The following is a 12418-nucleotide window of genomic DNA, read 5'->3' as shown; positions in this document are numbered from 1 at the left end:
CGTCAGCTCACGGAAAAGGAGAATCACCATGGGGCTTTAGCCCCGGAAGACACAAAAGCGATGCCCTCAGGTACCCTCCAACGCGGCTGGCACCATCTAACCGCTCATGACAGAGACGGCATCGCACTACTTCGTCTTCTTCGTCCTTCCGGTGATCTTCATCGCCATCTGGGCCTATGCCTTCTTCTTCACGCACCGCGTCAAGGAGCGCATGAAGCAGATCGCAGGTCCGGGCAGGTCACTGTCGAGCGAAGAGGCCGGGATCGCCACCGTTCTGCTCGAGCGGGAGCGCCGCTCCGGCAAGACTGGCACCGCGTAACCGGCACGCGCGACACCCACACGCCGCGCCAGTGCGATGTCCCTGCGCCTCATTGTGATCGTGCCATTCCGAGCGGAGCGCGTCAGCGCGGAACCGAGGAACCTCCGCATTTCGTTCGTGCTACCAACCATCCATACGCAGCAAGGCGGGTGCCCACTCGATGAAGCGCGAGAACAACTTCGACATCATCCGACTGCTCCTCGCCACCGTCGTTGTCTTCTTTCACGTCGGCCACGTTAGCGGTGCTCCCCTCTTTGAGCCGCTCCCCCGCTACTTCAGCGGCCACCTTGCCGTCGAAGGCTTCTTCGCCATCTCCGGCTTTCTCATCTTCGCCAGCTGGGAACGCGCCTCTTCGCTTGGCGACTACTGGATCAAACGCGCGGCTCGTATCCTGCCAGGCTATTGGCTCGCCACCGCCCTCTGCCTCGCCATCGCCTTCTACTACCACAGCTATCACGTCGGTCCCTTCCTGCTGGCCAACCTCAGCTTCGCCACCTTCCTGCACAGCTCCATCCCCGGCGTCTTCCCCAACAACCCGATGCCGGTTCTCAACGGAGCTCTCTGGACCATCAAGATCGAGGTGATGTTCTACATCGCCGTCCCCATCATCGTCTGGCTCTGCCGCCGTCTCCATCGCGACGCCGTCCTCTGGACGCTGTTCGCGCTCTCCATCATCTACCGCATCGCCATGGCCAACCATGAGACCCTCGCCGTGCAGCTCCCAGGCCAGCTCTCCTTCTTCATGATCGGTGCGCTCATCCACTATCACCTCCGCTGGTTCGAGGCCAACGGCCGCTGGATCACCCTCACCGCCGCCCTCATGTACGTCGCGCACGCCATCACCGGATGGTTCATCCTGCGCCCCGCCGCCGTCGCCACACTCACTCTCGCGGCCTCGCTGCTGCTGCCCACCGTCAAAGGCCCCACGCGCTGGGGAGACTTCTCCTACGGCACTTACGTCCTGCACTGGCCCATCATCCAGATCGTCGTTGCCGCCGGACTCTACGCCGCACACCCCTGGGCCGCCCTTATCGTTACCCTCGTGGCCGTCGCCCTCGGTGCCGCCCTCTCCTGGTTCTTTGTAGAAAAACCATCTCTTGCATTTGCACACTCACGGCGAATCAAAACCCCTTATCCCGCCGTTACACCAAGCTAAGGAAAAATGACCATGCCCACCACCATCCAAGTCGAGATCAAGCGTCAGGCCAGCCCCGATACTGCAGCCGTCATCGAGAAGTTCGAGATCCCCTATCGCCCCGGCATGAACATCACTTCCGTGCTTGGTGAAATCGCGCTCAATCCCGTCGATATCGCCGGCAAAGCCACCACGCCCGTAACCTACGACTCCAACTGCCTGGAAGAGATCTGCGGAAGCTGCGCGATGTTGATCAATGGCAAAGCCCGCATGGCCTGCTCCGCCCTCGTCGACAAGCTCCAGGCCGAGCGACCCGGCCAGCCCATCACGCTGGCCCCGCTCTCCAAGTTCCCCGTGGTCCGCGACCTCGCCGTTGATCGTTCCGTCCTCTTCGAAAACCTCAAGACAGTCAAGGCCTGGGTGCCCATCGACGGAACCTACGACCTCGGCACCGGTCCCAAGCAGTTCCCGCAGGTGCAGGAACAGCGCTATCCGCTCTCCAACTGCATCTCCTGCTGCTGCTGCATGGAGGTTTGCCCGCAGTTCAACGTCTCTACCAACTTCGTCGGAGCAGCCACCATCGCGCAGGCCAAGCTCTTCAACATGGACCCCTCCGGCGCCGTGCTGAAAGAGGACCGCCTCCGCGCCCTCTCCGGCGAAGGCGGCATTCAGGAGTGCGGCTTCGCCCAGAACTGCGTCGTAGCCTGCCCCAAGGAACTCCCCCTCACCGAGGCCATCAGCGACATGGGCCGGGATGTCTTCATCCAGCAGGTCAAGGACATGTTCACGCGGTAGCGTCTCGTGCCCGGAATCGATACCTCACGCATAACGGACGCGTTAGCATTCTTGCGGAGTAGGCAGCCACCTGTCTTTGGAGCCGATGTTCACGGTTTTCAATTAAACCCACCGCTAGCCAAAGCCGACGTGGTGGCATTTAGAGATGCCCATAAAGTCTCCCTGCCGCATGACTTTAATCAGTTTCTGACTAGAGGCAGGAACGGCCTCGCCACGTCTTCTCATCTAACGTGATGCTCGCCGACGGTATCCCCAGGTCCTGCGGATCCAATACCATCCTACGTAACGCAACGTAATTCGTCTGTGCTTCGGCAAGTGCAACAGCAAGATTCAACAGGAGGAAAGCACTCCAAAACTTTTGGTTAAGCTCCCACAAAATGTCCTTCAAACAGACTGAATATAAGCAACTATTCTCCAGTTGCATTCGTAGTTGGTCGAAGCATTGTGGCTCATCCTCTAAATACTGTCCTCCCCACGAGGGTGGAAAGATATCTCCAATCTTCGATGGAGCACGTACTTGTAGTAGGTGCGGTGTCGTTACCGAATAAATTCAGTTGTCACTTATCTGCGGATTGTAGCTTCTGTACAAACTCGCTCTGGCGCTTCGCATCCTCCGCGCGCCCCAGCATTCGATACGCCTGCCCCAATAATGCGTGGGTCATCGTGTTGCCGGGATCCATCTTCTCCGCGCGTTCCAGATAAAGTGCCGCATTCACTCCATCCTGTACTCTCAAGAGCGCTTTGCCCAGCAGAATATAAGGACCCGTCGTATTCGGCTCTAGCAGAAGAGCCTGCTGCAGGGCACGTTGTGCGCGCGTGTAATCACCTGCACGTATATAAGCATCCCCCAGCCGATCGTAGAGGCTACCTTCTAAAGGATTGCGGGCGCGCTCCTTTTCAAATTCTGCGATCGCTTCGTCCACATGCTCTCCTGCAAGCGCAATCTCTCCGAGCAACTGATGCGCCTGTGGAAGCTGCGGATCAATCTCAAGCGCCTTTGCCCCGAACTCCCTGGCTACTAGAACATGGTTCCTGCGCAGCAGCATGCGGGCGGCCAGCAGATAGGCCGCCGCCGAATTCGGTCCGAAGCCGTACTGCGAAGCAAAGGCATGGCGAGCATCATCGTAACGGTGCGTATCGATATAGCAGAGGGCCAGCGCATAGCTCGGATCGGTCTTCGTCTCTGGAGTCCAGTTGTGAGCGGCCTCAAGCAATGGAATCGCCTCCGCAGACCTCCCCAACCGAAACAGAGTCAACCCACGCATCTGCGTGGCTTCTTCATCGCGCGGGTTTTGCTTCAATGCCTTGTCGAATGCTGTATCCGCTTCGGCAAAATTGCTTTGTGCATACAGCGCCGTGCCTCGTAGCGTATTGATGCCAGCAGCACCTGGCTTCTCTGCTGTCAACGCATCCAGTTGTTTCAGCGCATCTGCGGCTCTGCCTCGGTCAATCAGTTTTCGCGCCTCAGCTAAGCTACGCTGCATCTCCGAGTTCTGCTGTATTGCGGTAGCACCGGGACTATCCGGCGTCTGAGCACCCGCAATCTGCACCCCAGCCATTGTTATCGCGACAGCCAATGCAGCATACACACCGAGCGACTTCATCTCAGTCCCCTGCAACTCTTTTAGAGTCTACTTCCAAATAGTAGAAGGGAAGCCTTGGCTTCCCTTCTCTACAATCGGCAACTCCAAATGCGTCAGAACTGAACACGTAACGAGAATTGCAGCTGCCGCGGATTCGCGGTGCCATCCTTACCCGGTCCGTTACTGATCGCTCCGTCCTGTTCGATGTTTCCGCTCGGCAGTCCAAAGCTAATGTAGTTGAATACATTGAACGCATCCATGCGGAACTGCAAGAACGCATCCTCGTGAATCTGAAAATTTTTAGAGACCGCAAGATCCGTGTTGAAGAAGTGGGGACCAAATACGCTGTTTCTTCCAATGGTTCCGATCTGGTCCAGCCCGGGAGCTGTAAATGGAGTCTGGCTCAATGGTTTTCCTTTGAAATATACGAGACCATTCCCCGAGAAACCCGATATTTGCGGCTGGAATGCGCCAGGATTTCCATTGACCAGGCATGGCGCCGAGCCAGGGGCCGATGCACTACATGCGTTGTAGGAAAGCGAAAAGGGCAAACCACTCGAGTAATTCAATACCGGACTAAGCTGCCATCCATCCACGATATAGTTCAACGCCGAAGGGATATTGCTGAGCAATAGCTTATTTCGTCCGAAGGGAAGTTCATACAGTCCGTAGATGATGACCTGCTGCTGTCGTAGCGAACTATCACGTCCCTTCACTGCTCTCATGTCCCAGCTGGAAAAACTGGTCTGGTAACTGACAGCGCGTTGCCACGCATAGTTTCCATTGACCGAAAGCCCTTTGCTGAATTGCTTCGTCAACGTTACCTGCAGTGCGTTGTAGTGCGAATTGAAGTTGTTGCTGTAATCCGTAATACCATTCGTCCAACCGCACTGGCCTGGCCCGATTAACGGATCGCCCACTTGTGCCTGGTATCCGGCTACAGCACATGCGGGCAATTTCCCCCCATAGTAGCGCTGCAGATAGGTCTGATTCCCGGTGCCGCCGGAAGGAGAGATGCCTGGGACAGGCTGTCCGTTCAAGGCTTTCACTCCATAGTTGGTTGTCGAGCTAACTGATGGATCATAGTGGAGTGGCTGACCGGTGATACTATACTGCGCCGGCAGGAAGATAGCAGACTCATTGGGGTTCGTCGTATTACCGGCAGTGTCGCCGAGCGTATGTGTCCCTTTATTCCCGACATAAGCAACTGTTAAAGACACCGTCGGCGTGAAGGATTGTTGCAGCGAAACATTCCAGGCATCCAAACTTGGGAGACGCAGCGAATTAGGCCGGGCCCTCGAGTTGACCGCGTACCCGGGATTCGGCAATAACCCATTGCCGGGAACAGGGGTCGGTGTTGGAGCAGGAGGTCCCGACGCCAACATAAACGCCTGACTCAAAGCGCCACCGGTCGATACAATCTCCTGGCTTGAAAGAATTGGCAGGTTTTGTGTCGCAGCATGTCCGAAGATCGAGCCAAAGACACCGATATCGAAACTGCGACCGTAGCCACCGCGAATCACAGTTGCCGGCGTCACCTGGTACGCAATACCGATTCTCGGACTGTACGTATTCGTATCTCTTCCCCAGTTCATATTGCTTGCAATATTGCCTACACCTGCAACATTCAGGAAACCTGTATTCATATCGAGCAAGGCACCGTTAGCCTTGGCATTGATCGTCTCAGGGAAGTAAAACTCGTATCGGAGGCCATAGTTGAACGTTAGCTTCGGAGTCACCCTCCACGTATCCTGAACGTAGAAGAAGTCGCGCTTCTGAAATTCTTTCGCGTTTGTAGAAGTGCTCACATAACGCTTGAATCCGGTTACCTTGCCTAAAGCGAACGTTGCAAAACTAAGCCCCCCAGTAGATCCGTTCGACGTCGGTTGAGCACTGAAGTAGAGGATTCCTGTGCGATCATTGTCGCTCGGCACACGTAGATTGCGAGCATAACGCAGGTCAGCTCCAAATTTGATGGAATGATTCCCAATTATCTTCGTCCAGTTGTTGACTAACTGGTATTGATCTTCGCGCTCTTTCAAGGGACAGTTGCAACGATCCACGTTTAGACCAGCGCCATACTGTGGTCCCTGGCTCTGTGGATTCGATGGCTCGGCTTTTCCGGCAAACGAACCTACCTCCTCTAGCTGGAAGCTCGGGGCACCGCCTGTAATTGGATCGGAAGTGTTCATACCGGGTATGCCAAGCTGGTTTGCCAACTGAACGTTTTGGTCATATTTGGACGTGATGATGTTGTATCGAAAATACCCTAGTCGAATATCAGTCACCAGCTTTGCATTCAGCGCAATATCCGTGCCTAGCGCAACGCTGTCATTGGCTCCAGTTGACGTTCCGCCATATCCGCCTAAACCAAATCCGGCACCACCGGCAGCGCCAAACATCGTTTTTCCGGTTAGGGTGTCAGTAAACCGGCTGAATCTTCCAAAGAAATGGATCTTATCGTTCATCTGGTAATCGCCGCGAACATCCCACTGATCGCTGTTCAGGCCTCCGGTTCCCGATCCTGCATAATTGTTCTTCAAGCCGTTAAAATTACCGACCGTGTTGGGCTTGTATGGCTCCAACATTGCGAAGAAATTCTTCGCCTGTTGGGAGACCTGCGACGCAGGAATCACGTTCCCGGGATATGGGGTTCCATTCACCTGATATATGACAGCACCGGGACCACCATTGGCAGTAGTAACCGCATATTCGCTGAAGTCGCAACCAGGAATGCCACTTGGCCCCACCTGCTTGCCCAAGCATGTCTCTACAGCAAGCGATGATGGAACCGTCTGGACGTTGGCCGTTCCCACCTTCTGACGGACGCCCTGATAATCGCCGAAGAAAAATACCTTATCTTTTAAAATCGGTCCGCCAATCGATCCACCAAATTGGTTCTTCAATGCTGCAGGAACAGCGGCCCGTCCTGGCCCTTGCGTGAACGGGTCTTTTGCCAGGTTCGCTGCACTTTGGCGATAGTCAAATGCAGAACCATGGAACTTGTTAGACCCCGACTTCGTCTGCGCTGTTACGACCGACGAAACCGCCTTACCAAACTCTGCATCAAAGTTCTGCGTTGTGATCTTTGACTCCGAGAGAGAGTCCAGATTCGGATTGACCACGATGATGCCGAGGATCGGGTCCTGGTTATCGGTTCCGTCAAGCTCATATGCCGTACCGGCGAAGGCCTGCCCGTCCACCATGATCTGCTTGCTGCCCTGCGGATTCTCACTTGCCGCATGGCTCCACCCAAGCTCCTGCGCTCCCGGCAGCAGCAGTTGCAGCCCCGTAAAGTTACGCCCGGCAATGGGCAGGTCTTGAATCTCCTTCGATTGGAAGACTGTCGACACATCAGCGCGGTCTGTCTTCAACAGAGGTACAGAGTCAGCATTTACTTCGACAGTCGTGTCTGATCCACCGATCGTTAAGCTCACTTGTACTTTGACCGATGTATCCGCGAAGACCTGCACTCCTGTCTGTTGAAAATTTTGGAATCCCTGCGCCGTCACTCGAACGTTATAAACATCGGGTATCAAGTGGTCTACAGTGAACTCGCCACTAGCATTTGAAGTTGCCGTGTTCGTCGTTCCCTTTGCCACATCCGTAACCGTTATCGTTGCGTTCGGAACGACCGCACCCGTGGAATCGGTTACGGTACCGTAAATCGCCCCATACACAGCCTGTGCACGAACAGCGCTCGTCGTGAAGGCAAGGAAAACTACTAGAAAGATGACGGACAACAGCTTGATTCGCGTTTGGACACTCATCGCTAGACACTCCAGAAAAAAGTACTGCGTGTCCTGCCTCATTCCCAAACGGATACATGATTGCGAATTCGTCGAACGTGTAACTCGTTTTCGCAAGTTCCTCTGGTTGAGACAGGACTTTCAAAGCTTTCCTTGAAACTGCCTTGCAACCGAACCGAACCTACATTTACAGCCAGACTGAATAGCTACTCATGAACGGGTGAACGCTACTCGTTATGGTGTAACTCTGTCAAATTCAATTTGTGCAACAAAGGACACCGGTGCTCAGGCTCTTTTGTGAATCTACCTTTCTGAACACCCCTCGCTGCATGATGGTCATACCTCCTCTTTGGAAACTTACACAAAACACATAGGTTGTTTCTGGCTCTGCTAAATAATCCTTACTCTGGTTCGACGAATCAAGACCTTATCGACGCGGCTTCCCCCTGATTCGGATTGCCTTTCTACACATCAACGCAAAAGAGAACCACAGCATAAAATAAGGCACGTTCGAAAGACTAATCTCGCAGTTCGGAGATCTTCGATGAAGCCAGCGGCTCGCTTTCCTGCACTCTTCCTGCTTCTTTTCATTCTTGTCGGTACAGCTTCTCCTCAGCCCACATATGCACACAGTACGGCCGACAAGACGAAGATACTCTCCTACATACGCACCAACTGGGACACGCTTTCACGCTCGATGAATAGCTGCTCTACCGTCGTTGACACCAAAGTACAAACGACTCCTGTTCTCTATCTTCCCTATGGCATGGAGACACCGTCTTCCGTCACTGCCATGCAACTGCATTGCAGAGTTGAAATTCGTCATCTTCCGCGAAAGATCGTACACATGGGTGATGTCACTGCCGCAGACGTCTCCGAAGAAGGTTTGCTCTATTTGCCGAACCCTTATGTCGTCCCCGGTGGGCGCTTCAACGAGATGTATGGATGGGATAGCTACTTCATTATCCTCGGCCTGGTTGCAGACAAACGGATTGCTCTGGCCCAGGGCATCATCGAGAATTTTTTCTTTGAGATTGAAAATTACGGCTCCATCCTCAACGCGAATCGCACCTATCACCTCACCCGCTCGCAACCGCCCTTTCTTACTTCAATGATTCGCGAATTTTACGAGCATCCCAGCGGACACTTCGTCTCAAAGACGTGGCTCGCCCGCGCCTATAACTATGCGAAACGCGACTACAATGTCTGGATTACAGCGCCTCACCTCGCCGGCGATACGGGCCTTGCGCGTTATGACGATGTAGGCGCAGGGCCTGTCCCTGAGATGGCAGACGACAGTACTTACTATCCAGACGTGATTCGTTGGCTCCTCGCACATCCCAGCGTACAGACCGACTACCTTATCGAAGCTCCCGACGAGCCAACACCAATGCAAACTTCCGAACTTGCAAAAACAAGCTGCGACATCACGGCCTCCAAAGTCTGCGCTGCAGCTCACGTTGACGGCCACCGCCTGACCGCGGCTTTCTATCGTGGCGATCGCGCCATGCGCGAGTCAGGCTTTGATACCAGCTTTCGCTTCGGCCCCTTCAGCGGATCAACCGACGGCTATGCTCCTGTTTGCCTCAACAGCCTGCTCTACAAATACGAGCGCGACATGGCGCACTTCGCTACATTGCTCGGCCGGTCCAGCGAGGCTGCCGATTGGAACCGTCGCGCAGCCGCCCGTAAAACCGCAATCAATCAATATCTCTGGAACGCAGACGCAGGAATGTTCTACGACTACGACTTCGTCCATCATCGCAAGTCAATATACAACTACATCAGCGCCTTTTATCCCCTATGGGCAAATCTTGCGACGCCGGACCAGGCCGCCTCTCTTCGCCGGCATCTTTCGCTCCTTGAGCGGCCAGGCGGCATCGCCATGAGCGACACTGACTCCGGCACACAGTGGGACCTCCCCTTCGGTTGGGCCCCCACGACCTGGCTCGCCATCAAAGGCCTCGCACAATACAACTTCACAAGCGATGCCGACCGCATTGCAGCAAAATTTTCGCAGACTATCCTAGATAACTTTCTGCGCGATGGCACTATCCGCGAGAAGTACAATGTTGTCAGCGGCACCGCCAATGTGGAAATCGCAACCGGCTACAAGAGCAACGTCGTCGGCTTCGGCTGGACCAACGGCGTCTATCTCCAGATGAATAATCTGCTCACGCAGCCTACGCAGAGACGCTCAGCAGCCTCATTCAATCGCGAGAAAAACCTGAACGCCCTCGCCTACCAACTCAGAACAAGTACCTGCCGCAGATATCCTTCGCCCGCCGCGAAACTGACTTGTACATGTTCATCATCCACGATCGTGCCGCCTTCTGCCCGCAGCTTCAAAACCGCTCCATTTCGCCGGAGGCGCAGTCTCTCCGACGTACCCGCTATTCCCTCAAGTTCCAATCGCAATGAGCGCCCTTCCTGAATCTCTTTGAGCACCTTCATCTGCGCAGTGCGTGTTCCCGGCAGCGGAAGCCCATGGGAGAACGAAACCTCAACCGGTGGTAGCGGGACCGATACAGTAGATCCATCTGCTGCGTTTTTTGTTCCGCGAACATCCCCCGCCAGACGTACAGGTGCTCCACTTAGCGTCTTGATGCGCACCATCATCTCGCCACGGCTTCGCCGATACTCAATCGAACACACTGAATCCCCTACATGCAGCTGCTCTACCGCTGCGTCATTCCAGTCGGCCGGCAGGTGCGGATCGACATGCACTACATGCTTCAGCGCATCTACATCGATGCCAAACATTCCCCGCAGCGTTGGAATGACGACCATCGCCGACGACCACAACTGATGGCTTGTACTTCTACCAAACGGCACGAAGAAGTCTCCCGATAGCAGCTCCGTCACCGCTCCGAGATCCTGCGCCGTCGTCAGGTCCGCGTTCTGCATGAGGTGCGCATAGCCAGATAGAGGATGCCCCGCTCGATACTCCGCCACAGACATCCATCCTGTAAACAACGGCCACACTGAACCCTGGTGATAGCTGAGCGGGTCATAGAGCGGATCGCTCGCCGCTACATCCCTCAGTCCCCAATCTGTTGAGAAATCAGGCGAGGCCCATCGCATGAAGCTTGTATCCGCATGCGCCAGTGCACCGGCCTTACCATTCCACCACGCAATCGCCGGATACACCGTCGCCGTCCAATCCATGGCATCCGCATTCTTGCTGAAGGCATAAGCCTCGCGTGCGGCATCATAGTACTTCGCCTCAATCGTCTTACCAACCGCGTCAGCACGTTTCGCAGCCTCAGACGCGGCTCCGTTTCCCAGTATTTGCATCAGCTCCGCCATTGCCGAAGAAGCCTGCTGATCGAGCAGCGCCAAATAAATCTCCTGTCGCGGCATCCCCAGCGGCCAGCTCTCCACCCATCCCGTTCCCTGCGAATTGTCGTAGATACCATCGCCGTCTGCATCATGCGTCGTCTCAAACCGCCACGCCTTCTCAATCGCCTCGCGATGTCTCCGCAGAAACTCCACATCTCCGCTCGATCGCACATAATCCAGCATTGCGGTCAGAAACAGCGGAGTTGCATCGGCTGCAGCATACATGTACGGCAGACTTTTCCAATCTGTAAATGCTGCCGTCTGCGAATACTCGTGCATGATCTTGCCATCCTCGCGCTGGCGCGCCATCAGGAACTCCAACTCCTGGCGTGCCAATTCGAAATCGCCAAATCTGTTAACTGCATATAGCGTGTACAGCGCATCACGCCCGAAAAACCACCCAAACCCCGGGCGCGCCGAATTACCTGAGGCATAATATCCTGCCACGAGTCCAATCTCTCCCGACGGCTGCGCCTTCGCCCGCAGTTGCTCAATTGAGATCGTCGCCCACGAAAATGCATGATTGAACGTAGCATCCGGTGTACGAATCGAAGTTGCCGTTTTCTCCGCCCGCTCATACGCATCTGCATGGACTGCATAAAGTTTTGCAATTGATCCATGCAACCTCTCAATCTTCGCTTCAAGAATGGCATTCGAGGCAGTCACAGCACTCCTTCCCACTGCCATCAGCAAGGGAAAGTAGCGCCGGCCATCGCGCTTCGGCTCATAATGCAGCTTTAGTTCCAGGGGATAGAACTGTGGTCTCTCTTGATATGGAGTCATCACTCCTGGTTCGGCCCCCGGCATTGCCACCGCTCCGGCTAGATTCGGATAATCCGTATGCAGTACATAGAAGCCACTCGCCCCGCGCGATACCCACTCTGCCGAAGGCGTGCCCAGTCCCAACTGAGGCCACATCGGACGCATCTCCGGTGTAAATCGCAGGGTCAGCTTAACAGGCCGCACTGCATCGATCTCAAACAACACCACCGCCCCGGTACCGTCTTCTGCCGTGTCAGGCGCAAACATAATCTGTCGCACCGTCAGCGCAATGTGCGAATACGTAATCGTCGTGTGGTCGGGCGAAACCTCAATCGCTGCTGCCTGTCCATTCAGATCAATAGGCACAGGATACCCGTCCACCTCCGCCTCAAGTCGAAGGTTGCTCAGCAGCTTAACAGGCAACAGCCACGCCTCAAAAACACCTTCCTGGCGTCCGACAACTACGCCCCCCGTCCCCGCCACAGTGAACGGTTTGTTGGCTTCAGCGGGCCGCCGTATCGTCAAAGCATCCTGCCGCAACGCAAAATACTCCATCCCATTCGACCCCGTCTGTGCCGCTGCAACTCCGCAAAGCGCCAGGGCTCCCGTCCACATCAGTCGCATCACTTCTCCCTTCAGAGATTCACCAGTCTACTCACAACAGCGCGCCTCGTGCGCATTGAAACTCTACGTTTGCGTTCACCTCCCCAAATGCGCGATAGTCTCTCCATGC

At 55.2% G+C, this 12418-nt stretch carries 6 protein-coding genes and 1 pseudogene; 4 read left to right on the top strand and 3 right to left on the bottom strand.

The features are described from left to right. The first annotated feature begins 106 nt into the window (after nt 1–106). The 3 genes from KFE13_RS16425 to sdhB all read left to right on the top strand — a co-directional run bounded on the left by KFE13_RS16425 (nt 107) and on the right by sdhB (nt 2249). Nucleotides 107–319 carry a DUF4233 domain-containing protein gene (locus tag KFE13_RS16425; protein WP_260704572.1) on the top strand — a complete coding sequence of 71 codons (213 nt, stop codon included), beginning with the start codon at nt 107–109 and terminating at the stop codon, nt 317–319. 160 nt (nt 320–479) lie between these two features. After that, entirely contained in the window at nt 480–1475 is a 996-nt protein-coding gene (locus KFE13_RS16420) for an acyltransferase family protein (RefSeq protein ID WP_260704571.1), read from the top strand. 12 nt (nt 1476–1487) lie between these two features. Beyond that, nucleotides 1488–2249 carry a succinate dehydrogenase iron-sulfur subunit gene (gene sdhB / locus KFE13_RS16415; protein WP_260704569.1) on the top strand — a complete coding sequence of 254 codons (762 nt, stop codon included), beginning with the start codon at nt 1488–1490 and terminating at the stop codon, nt 2247–2249. Nucleotides 2250–2806: 557 nt separating this feature from the next. Here sdhB and KFE13_RS16410 read toward each other — a convergent pair. Both KFE13_RS16410 and KFE13_RS16405 read right to left on the bottom strand, forming a co-directional pair. Further along, nucleotides 2807–3853 (bottom strand): tetratricopeptide repeat protein, encoded by a 1047-nt coding sequence (locus tag KFE13_RS16410; RefSeq protein ID WP_260704567.1) that lies wholly within the window; start codon nt 3851–3853, stop codon nt 2807–2809. A gap of 92 nt (nt 3854–3945) precedes the next feature. After that, nucleotides 3946–7602, bottom strand: coding sequence for a TonB-dependent receptor (locus KFE13_RS16405; RefSeq protein WP_260704559.1), 3657 nt, complete (start codon nt 7600–7602; stop codon nt 3946–3948). Between the two features lie 523 nt (nt 7603–8125). Here KFE13_RS16405 and KFE13_RS16400 point away from each other — a divergent pair. Next, on the top strand, nt 8126–10015 hold the full coding sequence (locus KFE13_RS16400) for an alpha,alpha-trehalase (protein ID WP_260704557.1): 1890 nt from the start codon (nt 8126–8128) through the stop codon (nt 10013–10015). 410 nt (nt 10016–10425) lie between these two features. Here KFE13_RS16400 and KFE13_RS18725 read toward each other — a convergent pair. Next, nucleotides 10426–11610, bottom strand: a pseudogene (locus KFE13_RS18725) (amylo-alpha-1,6-glucosidase); the annotation flags it as partial. Nucleotides 11611–12418: the final 808 nt, after the last annotated feature.

This window comes from Edaphobacter flagellatus, assembly GCF_025264665.1.
Taxonomy (GTDB): Bacteria; Acidobacteriota; Terriglobia; order Terriglobales; family Acidobacteriaceae; genus Edaphobacter; species Edaphobacter flagellatus.
This window is presented reverse-complemented; position numbering and strand designations above follow the sequence as displayed.